The sequence below is a fragment of the Agromyces selenitireducens genome (genome assembly GCF_052748465.2).
Genome location: NZ_CM188259.1, coordinates 3,293,519 through 3,312,444, shown reverse-complemented (window position 1 = coordinate 3,312,444; position 18,926 = coordinate 3,293,519). Strand labels below are relative to the sequence as shown.

General features: G+C 73.3%; 15 protein-coding genes. 8 read left to right on the top strand and 7 right to left on the bottom strand.

Annotation, left to right across the window (positions count from 1 at the left end; genetic code table 11):
- Positions 1-16 precede the first annotated feature (16 nt).
- Positions 17-865: a sulfurtransferase gene (locus ACULK4_RS15525; RefSeq protein ID WP_445966487.1), complete on the top strand. Its 849-nt coding sequence runs from the start codon at positions 17-19 to the stop codon at positions 863-865.
- Positions 866-887: 22 nt separating this feature from the next.
- Here the strand turns inward: ACULK4_RS15525 and ACULK4_RS15520 are convergent, their stop codons facing one another.
- The gene (locus tag ACULK4_RS15520; protein ID WP_445966486.1) at positions 888-1,709 is read right to left on the bottom strand and encodes a class I SAM-dependent methyltransferase; all 822 of its coding nucleotides are present in this window, start codon (positions 1,707-1,709) and stop codon (positions 888-890) included.
- 112 nt (positions 1,710-1,821) lie between these two features.
- Here ACULK4_RS15520 and ACULK4_RS15515 point away from each other — a divergent pair, with 112 nt between their 5' ends.
- From ACULK4_RS15515 to ACULK4_RS15505, 3 genes are all read left to right on the top strand, one after another.
- Entirely contained in the window at positions 1,822-2,796 is a 975-nt protein-coding gene (locus ACULK4_RS15515) for an FKBP-type peptidyl-prolyl cis-trans isomerase (RefSeq protein ID WP_445966485.1), read from the top strand.
- A 223-nt stretch (positions 2,797-3,019) separates the two neighbouring features.
- A complete protein-coding gene (locus ACULK4_RS15510; RefSeq protein WP_445966484.1) occupies positions 3,020-3,436 on the top strand; it encodes a transferase in 417 nt (138 codons plus the stop codon).
- Positions 3,437-3,544: 108 nt separating this feature from the next.
- Complete coding sequence (locus ACULK4_RS15505) at positions 3,545-5,281, top strand: alpha-glucosidase (RefSeq protein WP_445966483.1); 1,737 nt, start codon at positions 3,545-3,547, stop codon at positions 5,279-5,281.
- 35 nt (positions 5,282-5,316) lie between these two features.
- On the opposite strand, the gene ACULK4_RS15500 is transcribed toward ACULK4_RS15505, so the two are convergent.
- The gene (locus ACULK4_RS15500) at positions 5,317-6,366 is read right to left on the bottom strand and encodes an LLM class flavin-dependent oxidoreductase (protein ID WP_445966482.1); all 1,050 of its coding nucleotides are present in this window, start codon (positions 6,364-6,366) and stop codon (positions 5,317-5,319) included.
- Between the two features lie 228 nt (positions 6,367-6,594).
- Here ACULK4_RS15500 and ACULK4_RS15495 point away from each other — a divergent pair, with 228 nt between their 5' ends.
- Together ACULK4_RS15495 and ACULK4_RS15490 are read left to right on the top strand one after the other, a co-directional pair.
- Positions 6,595-8,031, top strand: a complete 1,437-nt coding sequence (locus ACULK4_RS15495) for an FAD-binding oxidoreductase (protein ID WP_445966481.1) — start codon at positions 6,595-6,597, stop codon at positions 8,029-8,031.
- Between the two features lie 150 nt (positions 8,032-8,181).
- Positions 8,182-9,366, top strand: coding sequence for a baeRF3 domain-containing protein (locus ACULK4_RS15490; protein ID WP_445966480.1), 1,185 nt, complete (start codon positions 8,182-8,184; stop codon positions 9,364-9,366).
- 9 nt (positions 9,367-9,375) lie between these two features.
- Here ACULK4_RS15490 and ACULK4_RS15485 read toward each other — a convergent pair whose 3' ends face one another.
- The gene (locus ACULK4_RS15485) at positions 9,376-9,876 is read right to left on the bottom strand and encodes a hypothetical protein (RefSeq protein WP_445966479.1); all 501 of its coding nucleotides are present in this window, start codon (positions 9,874-9,876) and stop codon (positions 9,376-9,378) included.
- A gap of 116 nt (positions 9,877-9,992) precedes the next feature.
- Here ACULK4_RS15485 and ACULK4_RS15480 point away from each other — a divergent pair, with 116 nt between their 5' ends.
- Positions 9,993-10,994 (top strand): LLM class F420-dependent oxidoreductase, encoded by a 1,002-nt coding sequence (locus ACULK4_RS15480; RefSeq protein WP_445966478.1) that lies wholly within the window; start codon positions 9,993-9,995, stop codon positions 10,992-10,994.
- Positions 10,995-11,072: 78 nt separating this feature from the next.
- Here the strand turns inward: ACULK4_RS15480 and ACULK4_RS15475 are convergent, their stop codons facing one another.
- The 3 genes from ACULK4_RS15475 to ACULK4_RS15465 form a co-directional block, all read right to left on the bottom strand.
- Positions 11,073-11,357 carry a glutaredoxin family protein gene (locus tag ACULK4_RS15475; RefSeq protein ID WP_445966477.1) on the bottom strand — a complete coding sequence of 95 codons (285 nt, stop codon included), beginning with the start codon at positions 11,355-11,357 and terminating at the stop codon, positions 11,073-11,075.
- Positions 11,358-11,425: 68 nt separating this feature from the next.
- Positions 11,426-14,965 carry a TM0106 family RecB-like putative nuclease gene (locus ACULK4_RS15470; protein WP_445966476.1) on the bottom strand — a complete coding sequence of 1,180 codons (3,540 nt, stop codon included), beginning with the start codon at positions 14,963-14,965 and terminating at the stop codon, positions 11,426-11,428.
- A 55-nt stretch (positions 14,966-15,020) separates the two neighbouring features.
- Positions 15,021-17,879, bottom strand: coding sequence for a helix-turn-helix transcriptional regulator (locus ACULK4_RS15465; protein ID WP_445966475.1), 2,859 nt, complete (start codon positions 17,877-17,879; stop codon positions 15,021-15,023).
- Positions 17,880-17,973: 94 nt separating this feature from the next.
- Here ACULK4_RS15465 and ACULK4_RS15460 point away from each other — a divergent pair, with 94 nt between their 5' ends.
- Positions 17,974-18,243, top strand: a complete 270-nt coding sequence (locus ACULK4_RS15460) for a hypothetical protein (RefSeq protein ID WP_445966474.1) — start codon at positions 17,974-17,976, stop codon at positions 18,241-18,243.
- Here ACULK4_RS15460 and ACULK4_RS15455 read toward each other — a convergent pair.
- Positions 18,197-18,856, bottom strand: a complete 660-nt coding sequence (locus tag ACULK4_RS15455; RefSeq protein WP_445966473.1) for a TetR/AcrR family transcriptional regulator — start codon at positions 18,854-18,856, stop codon at positions 18,197-18,199. The genes ACULK4_RS15460 and ACULK4_RS15455 overlap by 47 nt on opposite strands.
- Positions 18,857-18,926: the final 70 nt, after the last annotated feature.

Below are 18,926 nucleotides of genomic sequence, written 5' to 3'. Positions count from 1 at the left end.
TGCGAGGATGTCGGGCATGCACGTGCTCATCGATCCCGCTGCACTCGCCGCCCGCCTGGACGACCCGGGGACCGTCGTGCTCGACGTCCGCTGGACCCTCGCCGAACCCGACGGGCGCGACGCGTACCGTACCGGGCATATCCCCGGCGCGGTGTACGTCGACCTCGACGGCGAGCTCGCGGACCACGCCGCGACGGGGGAGGGGCGGCATCCGCTGCCCTCGGAGGCGGCCTTCACCGCTGCGATGCGGCGCTGGGGCCTGCGCGAGGGCGACACCGCGGTCGTCGTCGACGACGCCGGCGGGATGTCGGCCGCCCGGGCGTGGTGGCTGCTGCGGCACGCGGGCTGGGCCGACGTGCGCCTGCTCGACGGCGCGCTCGCCGCCTGGCGGGACGCCGGCCTGCCGCTCGAGACGGGCGACGTCGTCCCGGAGCCCGGGGACGCGACCGCCCGATTCGGCGCCATGCCGGTCGTCGACCTCGACGAGGCCGACGCCCTCGCCTCCGCAGGAGCCGGCGTGCTGCTCGACGCCCGCGCGGCGGAGCGGTATCGCGGCGACGTCGAGCCGATCGACCCGCGCGCCGGGCACATCCCGGGCGCGGTGTCGGCGCCGACCGCGGGGAACCTCGCGCCCGACGGGCGGTTCCTCCCCGCTGAGGCGCTGCGCGAACGGTTCGCCGAGTTCGGGGTGGACGGGCGGCACCCCGTGGCGGTGTACTGCGGCTCGGGCGTGAACGCCGCCCACGAGGTCGCCGCGCTCGCCGTCGCGGGCATCGACGCGGCGCTGTATCCGGGTTCGTTCAGCCAGTGGTCGAACCGGCCCGAGCGGCCCGTCGCGACCGGCGCGGAGCCCGGAGGGGCGTGACCGCCGCGACGCCCGACCCGCGTCACTCCGGCGCTCGGTGTCCCACCCCGATCAGCGTCGTCACGTCGACCGACGCGGTGCCGCGCGCCTCGAGCGCGGCGAGGTAGCGCTCGCGCACCGCCTCGCGAGCCTCGTCGTCGAGCCGCGCGACGAACGCGCGGAGTCCCGTGCCGACCACGAGCCGCCATGCCAGTTCCGGAGTCAGGTCGAGGTGCCTCGGGACGACCTCGGCGCGCACCTCGACGAGTCCGCGCTCGGAGAGCCAGTGCGCGAAGCTGCCCGCGGTCTCCGCGCCGACGATCGTCGCGCGGCGCGAATCGTCGGACTCGGGGACGCGATCGTCGTCGGCGGGCAGGGCGTCGGCGAGCAGCTCGCCGATGACGTCGAGCGCGCCCGACCCCCACACCGTGAACACGGCGCGCCCGCCCGGCCGCACGCACTCCACGAGGTGCCGCGTGCCGGCCTCCGGATCGTCGAAGAACAGGATGCCGAGCACGCACTGCACGAGGTCGTAGCCCGTGTACGGCCAGGTGGTCGCGTCGGCGACGTGCGGGCGCAGCTGCGGCATCCGCTCGCCCGCACGATCGCGCATGATCGAGACCAGCGGCTCGGCCAGGTCGACCGCGTCGACCACGCCGCCGGGACCCACGAGCTCGGCCGTCGGCAGCGCCGATGCGCCGTCGCCCGAGCACGCGTCGAGCACACGCTCGTCGAATCGCGGCTGCGAGCGCAGCACGGTCGCCCGCGAGATCGGCTCCCACAGCACCGCGTCGAGCTCGGCGAACGCCGTCCCCGCCTCCTCGAACGACGCGACGAAATCGGGCTTCGCCCTGACATCCCCCATGGAGGCATTCTCGCCGTCACCAGCGGATTCGGGAAGACTCAGGGAATCGATACCTGCAGCGTGCAGACTGGTGCGTGCACTTCGCACCCGAATCGAAACGAGAATCCCCGTCATGAACCGTGCCCTGCGCCGCGGCGCGCCCATCGCGCTCGCATCCGTGACCGCACTCCTGCTCGCCGGCTGCGCGGGCGACCCCGCCGAGCCCGAGGCCACCGCCACCGACGAAGCGGCCGCCTGCCTCGAGGTCGACGCCGGCGAGCAGAGCGACGCCGTCGAGGTCGAGGGCGACTTCGGCGCCTCGCCCACCGCCACGTTCGAGACGCCCCTCGAGTCCGAGGAGCTCCAGCGCACCATCGAGACCGAGGGCGACGGCGACGTCACCGCGACCGGCGACGAGGTCTCCGTCGTGGTCACCGCGTTCAAGGGCTCCACGGGAGACCAGGTCTTCTCGCAGCCGACCTCGCTGACGATCGGCGACGGCTCGCTGTACGAGGGCTTCCTCGCCGGCGTCGACTGCGTGCCGATCGGCTCGCGCGTCGTGACCGTCGCGCCCGCAGCGTCCGTGTACGGCGAGCAGGGCAACGAGTCCATCGGCGTCGAGCCCGGCGAGACGCTCGTCATCGTCACCGACGTGCAGGAGGTCGTCGAGGCGGAGGACCTGCCCACCCCGAGCGAGTGGACCGAGAACGTGCCCGAGGTCGAGTTCGACGACGCGGGCGTGCCCACCGTCACGATCCCCGACACCGAGCCGCCCGCCGAGTACGAGCTCGCGGTGCTCGAGGAGGGCGACGGCGCCACGGTCGCCGCGGGCGACACCGTCTCCGTGCACTACCAGGGCCTCAACTGGGCGACCAAGGAGATCTTCGACCAGAGCTTCGGCAACCCCGACCCGGCGCGATTCGGCACCGGCGACGTGATCCCCGGCTTCGGCGGCGCGCTCGTCGGCCAGGAGGTCGGCACGAAGCTCATCGTCACCATCCCGCCGGCGCTCGGCTACGGCGAGGGCGAGTCGTCCAACGGCCTCGGCGGCCAGACGCTCGTGTTCGTGGTCGAGATCATCGACACCGAGGGCGCCGACGCCGAGTAGCGCCGGACGTTCCCGTCACGCCGCGCCCGCGGCATCCGTTCACCGAAGCGGATGCCGCGGGCGCGTCGCTGTCCCGGACCACGGCTCGCAGCCCATGCATAGGGATATCCCCGCGGGTATTCAGCTGGGCCGGGGAGGCTGGGGAATGCCCCGGTCAGGGTGGATGTTGTACCTGTATCCGGGACCGAACGACCCTGACCCGGTCCCGGCGATTGGAGGACACGTGGGCATCAGCTACGTCGAGTTCGAGGACGAAGCCGGCATCCTGCGTCGCTACCGCAAGCACGTCAACGGCCGTGGCCTCGTCGCCACGACCGCGAAGGTGGATCCGACGGCGTTCGTCGACCCGACCGCCTACGTCGATCCGGGCGCGCAGGTGCAGCGCGGAGCCGTCATCTCGCACGGCGCATGGATCGAACAGGACGCCATCGTCGCCGAGAAGGCGACCGTGGGAGTCAACGCGCACATCGGCCGTGGTGCCGTCGTGGGCCGCTTCGCCGTGATCGGCCCCTATGCGGCCGTCGGCGCGAACGCACGCGTGCAGAACGGCGCCCGGGTGCCGCGTGAGGCGAGCGTGGCCGAGGGCGCCGAGCACCGCGCTTCGGGAGACGACCTGCGGCGGCTCGGCCTCGCGGCCTGATCCGGCCGCGGCGCCGCCGCACCCGCAACCGATGCCCCGGGCCCCGCGCCCGGGGCATCGCCGTGTCCGCAGGGTGACGTGCGCGGCGTCGACTGGAAGGATCGGGGCATGGGGAATGAGATCGCACCCGACTGGTGGAAGTCGGCCGTCGTGTACCAGGTGTATCCGCGCAGCTTCCAGGACTCCGACGGCGACGGCGTGGGCGACCTCCGCGGCATCCTGAACCGGCTCGACCAGCTCGAACGCCTCGGCGTCGACGTGGTGTGGCTGTCGCCCATCTACCGGTCGCCGCACGCCGACAACGGCTACGACATCAGCGACTACCAGGACATCGACCCGGCGTTCGGCACCCTCGCCGACTTCGACGAGCTGCTCGCGGCGATGCACTCTCGCGGCATCCGCCTCGTCATGGACCTCGTCGTGAACCACACGTCCGACGAGCACGCGTGGTTCGTCGAGTCGCGTTCCAGCCGCGACAACCCGAAGCGCGACTGGTACTGGTGGCGACCGCCGCGCGAGGGCGCGCACGGCGGCGACCCGGGCGCGGAGCCGACGAACTGGGAGTCGTTCTTCTCGGGTCCGACGTGGGAGTGGGACGAGGCGACCGGCGAGTACTACCTGCACCTGTTCGACGTGAAGCAGCCCGACCTCAACTGGGAGAACCCCGAGGTGCGCCACGCGGTCTACGAGATGATGCGCTGGTGGCTCGACCGCGGCGTCGACGGGTTCCGGATGGACGTCATCAACCTCATCTCGAAGCATCCGTCACTGCCCGACGGGCCGGTGCGCGACGGCAAGCGGTACGGCGACGGCGGCGCGTCGTACGTCAACGGACCGCGACTGCACGAGTTCCTGCAGGAGATGCACCGCGAGGTGTTCGAGGGTCGCGACGGCCTCATCACCGTCGGCGAGACACCCGGGGCCACGCTCGACGACGCCATCCTGTTCACGGACCCCGCCCGACGCGAGGTCGACATGGTGTTCCAGTTCGAGCACGTGGGCCTCGACCACGGCATCAGCAAGTTCCGGCCGCGGCCGCTCGAGCCGGGCGAGCTCGCGGCCTCGCTCGTGAAGTGGCAGGAGGGCCTGGAGGAGGTCGGCTGGAACAGCCTCTACCTCGAGAACCACGACCAGCCGCGTTCGGTGAGCCGCTTCGGCGACGCCGACGAGCACTGGTACTCGTCGGCGACCGCCCTCGCCACGATGCTGCACCTCATGCGCGGAACGCCGTACGTGTACCAGGGCCAGGAGCTCGGCATGACGAACGCGCCGTTCTCGGTCATCGACGACTACCGCGACGTCGAGTCGCTCAACGCCTACGCCGAGGCCGTCGCGAGCGGCACCGCCGTCGCCGACGCCCTGTACGGCCTCAGCCTGATGAGCCGCGACCATGCGCGCACGCCCATGCAGTGGGATGCCTCGCCGAACGCGGGCTTCACGACGGGCACCCCGTGGCTCGCGGTGAACCCGAACCACGACCGCATCAACGCGGCCGCGCAGGTCGGCGATCCCGGCTCGGTGTTCGAGTACTTCCGGCAGCTCATCGTGCTGCGGCACGAGCGCCCGGTCGTCGCGCACGGCTCGTTCGAGCGAGCGGATGCCGGCCACCCGGCGATCCTCGCCTACGAGCGCGTGCACGGGGCGGAGCGGTTGCTCGTCGTCGTCAACCTGTCGTCGGTCGAACACGACCCGGTGTTCGCACCCGAGGTGCGCGACCGGTGGAGCACGGATGCCGGCGAGGCGGGCGACGTGCCGCTGCTCACCAACACGCTGCCCGACTCGCCGGCGCCGTTCGACGCGCCGCTCGCGCCGTGGGAGGCGCGGGTCTACGCCGCGGGCGGTTGATCTGCCGCGCCCGCCGCGCCCGCCGGCGCCTTGGGTCAGGCGGTGACTCGCTCGGCGAGCAGCTCGAGCGTGCGCTCGCGGCCGGGCGCGGCATCCGTCGGCTCGTCGGCCCGCGAGCCCGCGACGGGCGCGAGCATGACCTCGTCGATGCCGTGGCGTTCGGCGAGCGCGCGCACAGCGGATGCCGCGGCATCCGCTTCGGCGATGACCCAGCGGGGCCGCATGCGCGCGATGACGTCGTCGACATCGGAGTCGCGCGGCGCGGCGAGCGCCTCGTCGATGGTCTCGAGCGGCTGCATGGGCCGGTTCAGGCGCAGGCGCGCCATCGAGCGCAGCTGGGGGAGCGCGCGCTCGTCGGCCTCGTCGGCGGTGTCGGCGACGACCGCGTTGAGCGTCAGGATCGTCTGCGGTGACGGATGCCGCTCGCTCGGCGTGTACTCCGAGCGGTACAGCTCGAGCGCGCGCTCGAGGCCCTCGCCCGAGAAGTGGTTCGCGAACACGTACGGCAGGCCCAGCTCGGCGGCGAGACGCGCCGAGTAGTCGGAGCTGCCGAGGAGCCACAGCTCGGGCACCCCGATCGCGGCCGGCGTCGCCTGGATCGGGTACTCGCGCCCGCTCGTGAGCCGCAGCGTCGCGCCCTCGGGCGAGAGCAGGCTCAGGATGTCGGCGACGTGGTCGGGGAACCGGTCGACGTCGGCCGTGGGTCCCGAGATGCGCAGCAGCTGCGTGATCACCGGGTCGCTGCCGGGTGCGCGCCCGATGCCGAGGTCGATGCGGCCCGGCGCGAGCGCCTCGAGCGCCGCGAACTGCTCGGCCACGACGAGCGGCGCGTGGTTCGGCAGCATCACGCCGCCCGAGCCGACGCGGATCCGCTCGGTGCGCGCGGCGGTCGCCGCGATGAGCACGGGCGGCGTCGTCGAGGCCACCGCCGGCATGTTGTGGTGCTCGGCGAACCAGTACCGGGTGAAGCCCAGCCGGTCGGCGGTGCGGGCGAGGGCGACGGATGCCGCGACCGCACCGGCCGACGACTGTCCGCTCCGCACGGGCACGAGATCGAGCACTGAGAGACGTGGTGTGAGAGGCATCCCTCAGCCCAACCGGCCCGGTCGCGGGGCTATTCCGGTCAGCGGCGGGCGCGGCCGGAAGCGCGGGATAACCCTGAGGCGATCCGGGGGGTGACCCTCTGTCCCGGCCGCCGCGCTCGTCATTGGATGGAACCCGTCGTGAGCGCCCCCGGCACCCCGGGCGGCCGTCGGAGACCGGCACCACTCGCCGCCCGGCCCGCGACCCACCGCCTCTGAAAGGAACCATCCGTGAACTCCCTTGCCTTCGACACCGCCGCGCTCTCGCTGCGCGAGGCGTTCGCCATGCTCGACGAGCGCCTCGACGGCCGCCTCCACCTGCCCGGCGACGCCGACTGGGACGCCGTGCGCGCCGCCTGGAACCTCGCCGTCGACCAGCGGCCCGCGGCCGTCGTGGTCGCGGCATCCGTCGCCGACATCGCCCGCACCGTGCGCGCCGCACGTGAGCTCGGGCTCGCCGTCGCTCCGCAGGCCACCGGACACAATGCCGCGCCCCTCGCCGACGCCAGCGGCCTCGCCGACGCGATCCTGCTGCGCACGCACGAGCTCCGCGCCGTCGAGGTGCGACCCAACCAGCGCATCGCACGCGTCGAACCGGGCGCGCTGTGGGGCGACGTCGTCGCCGCCACCGCGCCGCACGGGCTCGCCGCACTCGCGGGATCGAGCCACGACGTCGGCGTCATCGGGTACACGCTCGGCGGCGGCGTCTCGTTCCTCGGGAGGGCGCACGGACTCGCCGCGAACCACGTCGTCGCCGTCGAACTCGTGACCGCCGACGGAGCGTTCCGGCGCGTCGACGCCGAGCACGACCCCGAGCTGTTCTGGGCCGTTCGCGGCGGCGGCGGCGACTTCGGCGTCGTGACCGCGCTCGAGTTCGGACTGTTCGCGATCGAGCAGGTCGTCGCCGGCACGCTATTCTTCCCGATCGAGCGCACCGGCGAGGTGCTCGAGACCTGGGCCGAATGGACCCGGTCGGTGCCGGACACCGTCACGTCGGTCGGGCGGGTGCTGCGCTTCCCGCCGATGCCCGAGCTGCCGCCGTTCCTCTCCGGACGCTCGTTCGTCGTCGTCGAGGCCGTGGTCCAGGAGTCGCCCGAGCGCGCGGACGCACTGCTCGCGCCACTGCGCGAGCTGCAGCCCGAGATCGACACGGTGCACCCGCAGGCGCCCGCCGAACTGCTGCAGCTGCACATGGACCCGCCCGGCCCGACGCCCGGGCACGGCGACGGGATGATGCTGAAGGACCTGCCCGCCGAGGCCGTGCGCGCCTTCGTCGCCGCGGTCGGGCCCGACGCCGAGACCGCGCTGCTCTCCGCGGAGATCCGGCACCTCGGCGGCGCGTTCGAGCCGTCCGCCGCCGTCGAGCTCGCCGCCGAGGCCGGCCTGCCCGCGCCCGGCGCCATCGCCGGGTTCGAGGGACGCTACCTCGTCTACGCGGTGGGCATCGCCGTGCCCGAGACGGTCGACGCGGTCGTCGCCTCACTCGGCCGCCTCCTCGCCCGCATCGAGCCGTGGCGCGCCGCTGCCGAGTACCTCAACTTCGTCGAGCGGCCCGCGACGGGCGAGCGGTTCTTCGGCGACGACGGCCGGCTCGCGAGGCTGCGCGCGCTGAAGGCCGCGATCGACCCCACCGGCGTCATCCGCTCGAACCACCCGGTGCGTCGCTGACGCGACCCGCACCCGTCACGCCCTCGATCGGACCCGGCCGCGCAGCCGGGTCCGATCGAGGGCGAATGGGTCTGTCGGTTCCGTCCCGAGGTTCCTAGGCTGGGGTCACGCGACGACGACGTCGTCGTCGCCGGAATCGGAGGAGGACGAATGACGGTCCACTACGAACTGCCCACCGCGAGCGACTTCCAGGCGCTGGCCGGTGAGCACCACCCCGCGGTCACGATCTACGCGTCGACGGCGCCCATCGTGAGCGAGCGGGAACGCGCCGAGACGGCCGTGAAGAGCGCGTTCGACGAGGCGCTCGACCGACTCCGCGCCGACGGCGAGGAGCCCGCCGCCATCGACGCCCTCAAGGCCGAGCGCGATCGGGTCATCTCCGACAAGAGCATCTGGAGCGCGCTCTCGCGTTCCCTCGCCGTGTTCGCGGCGCCGGGATTCAACGAGGTCTACGTCCTCCCGAACCGGCTCGACGACGCCGTGCACGTCGGGTCCCACTTCACGCTCGGACAGCTGCTCCGCGCACCGAGCCAGGACCAGGAGGCCTTCGCGGTCACGCTCTCGTCGAACGAGTGGGCGCTCTGGCGCGCGCTGCCGACCTCGCGCGCGGAGGAGATGCCGCTCGACCCGGACCTTCCACGCAATGTCGAGGATGCCGCGAACCGCGCACCCGGTGACGTGGGCACCAAGCGTCGCGGAGGCCACGGCGATCGCGGCATGCCCGAGGAGGACCGCCGCCCCGAGATCCACGACATCTACGCCAAGCGCGTCGCCGACGCCGTCTGGCAGGAACTCCAGGCACACGATCCCGACGGCAAGGTGCCGCTCTTCGTCTTCGCCGCCGAGCCGCTGCTCAGCTCGTTCATGGACCGAGCCCACAACGGCCGTCGCGTGATCCCCGTGCAGGGCGGCCCCGACCGCCTGAACGCGGCCGAGATCGACGAGGAGCTCCGCTGGCGGCTCGCCGAGCTCAACATCCACGAGGCGAAGGAAGCGCTCCAGGGGCTCGCCGACGGCAGTGCCGGCCGCGTCGAGCGCGACCTCGCGGCGATCGGGCGGATGGCCGCCGAGGGCGGCGTCGAGACGCTGTGGTTCGACTTCACCACGTCGGTCAACGGCACGCTCGACTCGGAGTCCGGCGCGATCGAGTTCGCGACCGGCAACGGCGGCGGCGAGGCGCTCGCCGACGGCACCCGGGCCGGCGACATCCTGCCGCAGCTGGCGATGATGGTGCTGTCGCGCGGGGGCAAGGTCGTCACCGTCCGCGGCGACGACCTCGAGGACACCGAGTGGACGGGTCCCGCGGTGGCGGAGTTGCGGTTCGCGCTGACGTAGTCCAGCGCGTCAGGCGAAGGCGGATGCCACGAGCGGCCGCGTCCCGGCGGCGCGCACGGCGTGGAGCGCGCGCGTCGCGGCATCCGTCATCGCCCGCACGAGCGCCCTGGCGGGTGCGACGCGCCGATTCGACTCGGGGCGCGTCGCGCGTGCGCCCGCCCCGAACCCGGCCGCCGCCTCGAGCACGGGCACCACGACCGCGGGCTGGCAGCCGAGGTGCACCTCGATCTCACGGGTGCGCGGATCCTCGATGATCGCCTCGAACTCCACGCGCGCCCGGCGTACGCGGCCGCGGCGACGCGGCGGCGTCGAGCGGATGCCGAGCCGCAGCCGGTCCGCCGCCGGACTGCCGGGCGAGGCGGGGCCCGCCGGGACGAACTCGACGCGCCAGAGCTCGCTCGGGCATTCGGCGACGCCCGCGACGTGGATGACGCGGATCCCGCCGGCCGTGATCGCGACCGCGGTGAGCAGGTCGGGGTGCACGTGTGCGTGATCGGTGAGGTGCGACATGTTCGCAGACGCTACGGGTGCCGCGGCCCTGCGCCATCAGGGCTGACGCTGAGATCTCGGGCATCCGCTTTCCGCAACCCCTCCGCGGGATCCATCGCCGCACCTAGGCTGGCGGGATGCGATTCGGATTCTTCGTACCCCAGGGATGGCGCCACGACCTCGTCGGCATCGAGCCGACCGAGCACTGGTCGACGATGCACGGCCTCGCCGAGTACGCCGACCGCGAGGGCTCGCCCTGGGAGTCGATCTGGGTCTACGACCACTTCCACACCGTTCCCGTCGCCAGCGACACCGAGGCCACGCACGAGGCGTGGTCCCTGATGTCGGCGTACGCCGCATCGACCTCGCGCGTGCGTCTCGGGCAGATGTGCACGTGCATGGCCTATCGCAATCCCGCGTACCTCGCCAAGGTCGCCGCGACCGCCGACCTCATCTCGGGCGGGCGCATCGAGATGGGCATCGGCGCCGGATGGTACGAGCACGAGTGGCGCGCGTACGGGTACGGGTTCCCGGACGCGCCCGCCCGGCTCCGTGCGCTGCGCGAGGGCGTCGAGATCATGCGCCAGGCGTGGGCCACCGGCCGTGCGACGCTCGACGGCAAGTTCTACAGCGTCGACGGGGCGATCGTGCAGCCGCAGCCGCTTCAGGCCGACGGCATCCCCATGTGGATCGCCGGCGGCGGCGAGAAGGTCACGCTCAAGATCGCGGCGAAGTACGCCGCCTACACCAACTTCTACGGCAGCCCCGACGAGTTCAGCCACAAGAGCGAGGTGCTGCGCGGGCACACCGACAAGCTCGGCCGCGACTTCGACTCGATCGTGCGCAGTGCCAACTTCAACACCGTCATCGGCGAGTCCGAAGCGGATGTCGCGAGGCGCCTCGAGGCGCTCGAGGCCCGCGTCGCACCGTACCTCGGACCGCACGCGACCGCGCGGTTCATGAACGACTACCGCGGGCCGTCGGCGATCGCCGTGGGCACGCCCGAGCAGGTCGTCGAGCGACTGCTCGACATGAAGCGTCGTGGGCTCGGCTACGCGATCCACTACATGCCCGAGCTCGCGTACGACCGGTCGGGGCTCGAACTCTACGAGCGGGAGGTCATGCCGGCACTCGCATGACCGGATCGCCGACGCGACGAGAACGGCGCCTCCCGTCTGGGAAGCGCCGTTCTCATCATCCGGTACGGATGCCGCGGCTCAGGCCGCGGCGGACTCCGCCTCGACCTCGTCGAGCTTCGCGCCGAGCTCGGCGTCGGTGGGCTCGGTGAAGTGGGTGCCGTCGGGGAAGACCACGACCGGGATGTTGGTGCGCCCGGAGATCGCCTTGGCGCGATCGGCACCCTCGGCGACGACCATGAGGTCGACGTACTCGTAGTCGACGCCGCGGCGGTCGAGGAGCGCCTTCGAGCGTCGGCAGTCGCCGCACCAGTCGGCGCCGTACATGGTGATGCGGTCAGGGTTCGCGTCGGTGGGGGAAGTCATGCGAATACCCTACGCGGATACCCTGTGAGCGAGTCTCAGCGACCGCACGGCGACGATCGTGCGGCGGCTCAGCCCACCGCGGCGCGGTCGAGGGAGGGGAGCTCGACGCCGACGAGCCGTGCGAACGCGCTCAGCTGGGCGACGCCCTGCGGCGTGCGCGGGAGCGCATCGAGCAGGCCGGGGGAGTACACGAGGTACGCGGCCACCTTCGCCCGCGAGATCGCGACGTTGAGGCGGTTCTTCAGCAGCAGGAACTCGATGCCGCGGGGAGCGGCGGCCGCCGATGACGCCGCGAGCGTCACGATCGCGACGGCGGCCTCCTGGCCCTGGAACCTGTCGACGGTGCCCACGGGGACCTCTCGCAGGCCGGCCCGGTCGAGTGCGTCGCGCACGAGCGCGAGTTGGGCGTTGTAGGGCGTGACGACGATGAGGTCGGACTGCGCGATCGGACGTGCGTCGGCGCGGGTCGGCTCCGGGCCGACGGTGGTGTCGGTGTACGCGCGGCCGATGAGCGAGGCGGCGATGCGGACGACCTCGGCGGCTTCCTCGGCGGACTCGGTCGTATTGCCCTCGTGGTCGACGGGAACCGGCGTGAGCCCGGGGTCGACGCCGTCGATCGAGCGCAGCGCCGCGCACTCGTGCGACTGGAGCTCGCCCTCGTACGACAGCCGCGACACGGGTGCGGCGAGCGCAGGATGCATGCGCCGGCTCTCGGCGAGGAAGTAGCCGAGTTCGGCGGGCAGCACGTCGTGGCCGACGGCGATCCAGCCGAGCGCGGACATGTCGACGGGTTCGGGGTGCGTGCCCTGGCTCACCTGCGGCAGCTGCTGCGGGTCGCCGAGCAGCAGCAGGCGACGCGCGGCGACCGATGCGGCGATGGTCGACGCGAGCGAGAACTGCCCGGCCTCGTCGACGACGAGCAGGTCGAGCGAGCGCCGGCCGACGCGGCCCTCGTTCGAGAAGTCCCACGCGGTTCCGCCGTAGACGAATCCGGTCGTGGCGTGCGCGGTGAGGTAGGCCGCGGCGCCGTCCTTCTCGATCGCGGTCCATGGGCGGGTGACGCCGTCGTCGCGGTCCTTCGGCGCCTTGCCGACGAGTCGCGGGTCGAGTCCGGCCGCGACGACGGCGTCGAGCAGGTGCTCGACCACCGCGTGCGACTGGGCGACGACGCCGACCTTCCAGGCGTGGTGGCCGACGAGGCGCGCGATGACGTGGGACGCGACGTACGTCTTGCCGGTGCCGGGCGGCCCCTGCACGGCGAGGTACGAGTCGTCGAGGTCGCCGAGCGAGCGGACGACCGCGCCGACGTACTCGTGGTCGGGCAGCGGAGCGAGTGATCCCGAACGGGTGCGCGGCGGCACGCGCCGCAGCAGGTCGGTCGCCGGGTCGTGCGGCCACGTCGGATGCCGCTCGGCGATCGGCCGCGCCCACTCGGCGATCGCGTCCTTCTGCCGGCCGGCGGGCGGCGGCGTACCCGGCACGAGCGCGAAGGGCAGCTCGCGCCAGGTCTCTCCGGCGACGGAGCGCTCCTCGATGCGGACCCCGTCGGCGGTGACCTCGAGCACTCGCGCGCGGGTCGATCCGCGCGACCCGGGCCGTCGCGAGGTGGAGGGGAACGGCGCCGGCCACTCGTAGAGCACGAACGGCTCGCTCGTCGGGGTGAACCGCGAACCGGGCGCGATGCGGCCGCGCAGCAGCAGCTCGCGGCGGTCCTGCTGCTGCTTGCCCTCGCGGTACCAGTCGTGCACGACCACCGTGCGTGCCGGGTCGACGACGAGGACGTCGCGGTGGTCCTCCCACCCCTCGAGCGGCTGCTCGAGCCGGAAGAAGTGCCCCCACCAGAAGGTCTTCATCTCGCGATCGTGGTAGTCGATCGCCGCGGCGGCCATCGCGAGGGCCGTGCGGTCGGGGTCGCCGCCGCGTTCGACGGCGGGACCGGCGAGCCGGTTGAGCTCGACGGCGAGCGGGCTGGCCGCGTACTGCTTCGCCGTGGGCTCGACGAGCAGCAGCGCGGGCACCGGCGCGACGGAGTGGGAGCGCGCGAGCCCGAGCAGCCAGTCGCGCAGGCGCAGCGTGGAGACGCAGTCGTAGCGGTTGTACTCGGCCAGGTCGGCCAGCACGACCTCGCCGCCCTCGCGGTCGCCGGCGTCGAGGAGCGCGCGCGCCCGCACGTACTCGAGGATGGAATCGCCGCCGGACGTCACGTTCGCCTCGCGCAGCTCGTCGCCCATGTAGAGCGGTTCGAGCTTCTTGATCGAGTACGACCGGCTGCCGACGCGCACCGCGCGCTTGACGATCGGGTAGAGGTCGACGAGCACCCCGTCGGCGAGCAGCTGGTCGACCTCGGCCTCGCCGACGCCGTGCCGTGCGGCGATCGAGGTCAGGTGCGTGCGCTCGTAGCTCGCGTAGTGGTAGATGTGCAGGTTCGGGTACCGCCGGCGCCGTTCCTCGACGAACGCGAGGAACTCCAGCAGCGCCTCGCGCTCGTCGGCGAAGCCGTGCGCCCAGATCGGCGTGAACCGCTCGTCGACGTCGATCATGCCGAAGAGGTAGTCGAGGCCCCACTGCGTCGCGGGCCCCTCGGTGTAGAGCGGGTCGCCCTCGAAGTCGAAGAACAGGTCGCCCGGGTCGGGTTCGGGGATCGCGGCGAGCGCACCGGGCTCGCGGACCTCGACGGGCGGCGGCAGGGGCGGGTCGTCGGGCGTTCGGGTGCCGGATGCCGCGGCCTCGAGCTCGGCCGCCTCGGCCGTGAGCTGCAGCCGGGCCTGGACCCGCAGCCCCTCGAGGGTCGCGTCGAGCACGCCGTCGACCGGGCCGGATGACGCGGCCAGCTCGTCGATCGTGGTGATGCCCGCCTCGACGAAGTGCGCGCGCTGCGTGGTGCGCAGGCCCGCGACCAGCAGCAGGTCGCGATGGGCCTGGACCTCGAGGTCGCACGTGGGGCAGCGGCCGTCGAACGCGTAGCGCGGGTCGCCCCAGGCGACCGGGCCGTCGTCGGCCACGCGCTCGTCGACGAGGAGCCGCAGTCGGTCTCGCCGGAGCAGGTAGACCGGCTCGATGTCGTCGAGGCGGTGCGAGCTCGTGGTGCCGTCGCCGAGCAGCAGCTCGACGGTGCCGGCGCGGGGGATGCCGAGCCGGTCGAGCTGCGCCGCGTATGCGGCGAGCTGCAGCAGCGCGGTCACGCGGGCGCGGCGGGCGAGCTTGCTGTCTTGCACGAGGTAGCGCCCGTCGGGCTGCCGCACGATGAAGTCGGCGAAGCCGACGAACCCGTCGTCGACGAAGGTGGCCTGGAAGACCACGGGCGCTCCGGACGCGAACGCCTCGCGCGTGGCCTCGACCGCGGCGGCGAGCTGCTCGGGGTCGCGCAGGTCGGGACGTGCGATCTCGACGACGCCGGAGCCGAACTCGTCTCGGTAGCGCTGCAGCACGCGGTCTTCGTGCTCGTCGCCGAGCCGCCCGGCGCGCTCGAGCATGGCGTCGGTCACGGGCTCGAACAGCGTCTCGCGACCGAGCTTCACGTCGAGTTCGCGCAGGAAGGCGAACTCGCAGTCGGACGCCTTCTTCAGGTCGCTCGCGCTCGTGACGACGGTGCCGTCCACCAGGTACATCGGGCCTCCTGAAGTCGCCGTGGAGACCACGCTAGCCGTGGCGTCCGACAACGGCTCACGCCGAGCGCTCGCGGCCCTCCGCCATCCGCGCGAGGTCGACCCGGTTCGCCGCGCCGGTCTTCCGCAGGAGGTTCGAGATGTGCGAGCTCACCGTCTTCTCGCTGATCGTGAGCAGCGCGGCGATCTCCGCATAGGTGCGGCCGTCGATGATGTACGGCAGCAGTTCCCGTTCGCGACGGGTGAGCGCGACGCCGCTGAGGGTGCCGGGCCCGTCGTCGTCCCACGAGCCACCCTCGCGCGGGTCGTCGCCGTAGAGCCGCACGCGGGACCACAGCGCGAGCGACTCGATCTCGTCGAGCAGGGCGTCGGCCTCGAGTCGGCGCGCGAGCGATGCGCTGCGCCGGAGCAGGGCGCGACCCCGCTCGCGCGAGCCCGCGTCGCCGGCCAGGTCCGCCTCGGCGCCGCGGCGGCACGCGTACGCCTCCTCCCAGGCGAGGCCGGCGACCGCGCAGGCGTCCGCCGCGGTCGCCCAGGCTTCGTTCGCCGTGTCGGAGTCCCGCGCGCGGCCGCGCTCCGCCACGGTGAGGGCGTCGAGTGCCACGAGGTCGGACTCGTAGGAGACGCCGAGCGTGCGGCAGAGCACGCTCGGGTGTGCGGCCTCGAGCAGGTCGAGGCGCGCGAGCGGTCCGGACGGATCCTCGTGGTGGTCGCGTGCGGCCTGGGCGAGGTCGGCGATCGCGCGCGTGGCGAGGGGCACCAGCCACTCGCAGGAGTTGTCGCCCGGGGCCTCGGCGAGACGCCGGCTCAGTACATCGAGCGCACCCTGGGCGTCGGCGTGCGCGAACCGGGCGAGCGCCCGGGCGTGGGTCTCGGACGAGCGCGTGTACGCCGGCGGTTCCGGGAATCGCTCGCGGGCACGGTGGAGGTGCGCCTCGGCCTCGTCCGCCCGGCCCTGGTAGGCGGCGAGCAGCGCCGAGGCGGTGCGCAGCCCGAGGTCGATGAAGCGCGGCGGGTCCTCGGCGCGAACGTGCCGCAGGGCGGCCCGGGCCGCCGCGACCTCGCCGATGGTGATGCGCGTCCGTGCCTCGGTGAGGGCGACGGTGGCCGTCACGAGGTAGGGCGCGCCGGCCGCCTCGAGCTCCGAGCGGATGGCGCCCAGGCTGCGTGCCGCGGATCGGTAGTCCGGCTGCGCGTAGGCCTCCCAGAACCCGGCGAGCATCGCCGGCCAGAAGTGCCGGTTCGGCAGCGCGACCGCCTGGGTCCGTGCGGCGAGTTCGCGGGCGCGCGGCAGGTCGCGCGTGAGGGCGGCGAGCTGGCCTGCTGCCGCGAGCGCGAACGACAGCACCTCGGTGTCGTCGAGCGCGGTCGCCCGCTCGACGGCCTCGGCGGCGTGCGCGACGCAGGCCGGGTCCCCCTCGAGGATCTCGGCATGCGCGAGTTCGACGAGACCGAGCGCGTACTCGCGCCCGTCGGGGTGCGCCGAGGCGAGTCGTACCGCCTCGCGCGCCGGTGCCGAGTCGGCGAGGCCGGCGCCCACCCGGAATCGGAGGTGCTGTCTCCGGAGCAGCAGCGCGGCGACCCGCAGCGGTTCCGCGTCGCGATCGGCCGTCTCGAGCAGGGCGGAGATCGCGGCGTACTCGTCCTCGGCCACGTCGGCCTCGGCCGCGGCATCGGCCCACTGCTCGAGCAGCGGGCGTCGCTCGTCGGGCGAGGCGCCGGCCGGGTCGGCGTCCTGGAGCTCGACGCAGCGGCGGATGAGCCGGAGTCGCGTCGCCCGGTCGCCGGTGCGCGCGAGCGCGTCGATCGCGTGTCTGCTGGCCTCGCGGCATCCGCTCGGGTCGCCCGCCGCCGCGAGGTGGTCGGCGAGGTCGACGAGCAGGTCGACGGAGGTCGCGCCGGACGCGATCACGCGCTCGGTGCTCCGGGCGAGCTCGCGGTGTCGGTCGCGCCGCTCGGCCTCCGGGATCTGCGCGACGAGCACCTCGGCGATGAGCGGATGGTGGAACCAGAGGCGTCCGTCCTCGTCCTGCTCGAGCACGCTCGTGGCGAGCGCGGGGCGCTGGTCGCGCTCGGCGTCGGCCCATGCGGGGTCGACGGCGGCGAGCGTGCGGGCGCGGACCGGCTTGCCGTGCAGCGCGAGCATGACGCAGAGTTCGCGCGTGGCATCCGGCAACTGCGACCACGCCTGCAGGAGCGCCGAGCCGAGGTCGGGGGCGACGGCCGCCGGTGCCGCCGTGGCGGTGGGGCGGACGCCCTCGAGGAGCAACCGGGCGTGGTAGGGGTTGCCGCGCGTGCGGGCGACCACGTCGCTGACCAGCGTCTCGTGCGGCGTGCCTCCGATGCGGGCGGCGACGAGCTCGCGCATGGCGAGCCGGTCGAGCGGCCCGAGGTCGAGCGCGCGCGTGCCGGGCAGCCGCAGCAGGTCCGTGGCCCAACGGTCGACCGGTCGCCCGGCGCCCGCGCGCACGGTCGCGACGATGGCGAGCGGGCGGCGCTCGTCGCCGCCGGCGAGGAACATCAACGCATCGAGCGTGCTGGGGTCGGCCCAGTGCAGGTCGTCCATCGCGACCACGACGGGGCCGTGGGCGAGCAGGCGATCGACGGCCTCGTCGAGCGCGAGCGGCGGCGGTCGGTGCGTCGCATCCGTCCGTTCGAGCGCGCCGGCCTGCTTCAGCAGCGTCCGCACGGCGAGATTCGGCACCCGCGTGGTGAGGGGCAGGTTGCGCGCGAACAGCACGGTCGCGGTGCATGCGGGTGCGCGGCAGGCGGCCTCCATGATCGCCGTCTTCCCGATGCCCGGCTCGCCGCGCACGAGCACGGTGCGGGCCTCGCCGTTCGCCGCGGCGGCGATCTCATGACCGAGGGTCGAGAGGTCGCGCTCCCGACCCACGAGCGGACTCGCATCGCGCGGCACCCCTCCAGTCTGGCATCGATCTGAGGGTTCCTCGTGGGAAATCGAGGATCACCCCCGGATGCGGGACGCGGCGGCACCCGTGAACGTGGGAGGCATGGATCGCATCATCCTCACCGCGTTGCTCGTCGGCGGCTACCTGGCGCTCGCCGTGGCGGCGAACGTGGGCGCGCCGGCGCCGGCGCCGGCGCCGGCGCAGGCCGAGGCCGCGGCGGCGATCGCGGCCGTCCCTCCCTCCGCCGACGCGGCCGAGCGCTGGTACGCGTCGGTCCGATCCGTGGGCGCTGAGGCGCAGACCGCCGACGCGGCCGAGCGCGCGCTCACGTCGTCGTTCGTCGTCCTCCCGAAGCCGTTCGCGTCGCGCTGAGCGCCCCGCGCTCGAGGCCGAGCATGCCCTCGACCGCGCGGTGGATGAGCGAGCCCCGGTCGCTCGCGTCGCCCCAGCGCACGAGCGCCTGCGCGTTGAGCCCGTCGACCATGCCGAGCAGCTGCCAGGCGGTCGCGGCCGCGTCATCCGTCTCGAACCCGGCCTCGGCGACGCCCTGCTCGATGACGCCCTGCACGACACCCTGCCATGCGTCCATCTGCCGGCGAACGGATGCCGCGAGCGCGTCGTTGCGGCGCCCGATCGCCCACGCCTCGACCCAGACGACCGTCACGTCGTCGCGCGAGCCGTCGAGGAGGGTGTCGAGCAGGGCGCCGAGGCGCTCGCGGGGGCCGGGCAGTGCGGCGAGGAGGTGCGCGACCTCCTCGATCTCGGCGGCGACGATGACGTCGAACGTGTCGGCGACGAGCGCGTCCATGTTCGGGTGGTAGTGCGCCACGAGGGCGGGCGTGACGCCGGTGCGCGCCGCGATCGAGCGCAGCGTCAGCGCGGCGAGGCCGTCATCGAGTGCGAGCCGGCGGGCGGCATCCGAGATCTCGACCGATCGTTCGGCCGGGCTCTTGCGCGAGGCCCTCGTGCGGGTGGGTGTTGACATCGTGCCGTCAGTCTATGTAACCTCCTGCACTATTGATCAATCGATCAATAAAGAATCGGACGATGAGGTT

Coding starts and splice junctions, on each gene's coding strand:
- ACULK4_RS15525 (WP_445966487.1), top strand. CDS start 17: ATGCACGTGCTCATCGATCCCGCTGCACTCGCCGCCCGCCTGGACGAC.
- ACULK4_RS15520 (WP_445966486.1), bottom strand. CDS start 1,709: ATGGGGGATGTCAGGGCGAAGCCCGATTTCGTCGCGTCGTTCGAGGAG.
- ACULK4_RS15515 (WP_445966485.1), top strand. CDS start 1,822: ATGAACCGTGCCCTGCGCCGCGGCGCGCCCATCGCGCTCGCATCCGTG.
- ACULK4_RS15505 (WP_445966483.1), top strand. CDS start 3,545: ATGGGGAATGAGATCGCACCCGACTGGTGGAAGTCGGCCGTCGTGTAC.
- ACULK4_RS15500 (WP_445966482.1), bottom strand. CDS start 6,366: ATGCCTCTCACACCACGTCTCTCAGTGCTCGATCTCGTGCCCGTGCGG.
- ACULK4_RS15490 (WP_445966480.1), top strand. CDS start 8,182: ATGACGGTCCACTACGAACTGCCCACCGCGAGCGACTTCCAGGCGCTG.
- ACULK4_RS15485 (WP_445966479.1), bottom strand. CDS start 9,876: ATGTCGCACCTCACCGATCACGCACACGTGCACCCCGACCTGCTCACC.
- ACULK4_RS15480 (WP_445966478.1), top strand. CDS start 9,993: ATGCGATTCGGATTCTTCGTACCCCAGGGATGGCGCCACGACCTCGTC.
- ACULK4_RS15475 (WP_445966477.1), bottom strand. CDS start 11,357: ATGACTTCCCCCACCGACGCGAACCCTGACCGCATCACCATGTACGGC.
- ACULK4_RS15470 (WP_445966476.1), bottom strand. CDS start 14,965: ATGTACCTGGTGGACGGCACCGTCGTCACGAGCGCGAGCGACCTGAAG.
- ACULK4_RS15460 (WP_445966474.1), top strand. CDS start 17,974: ATGGATCGCATCATCCTCACCGCGTTGCTCGTCGGCGGCTACCTGGCG.
- ACULK4_RS15455 (WP_445966473.1), bottom strand. CDS start 18,856: ATGTCAACACCCACCCGCACGAGGGCCTCGCGCAAGAGCCCGGCCGAA.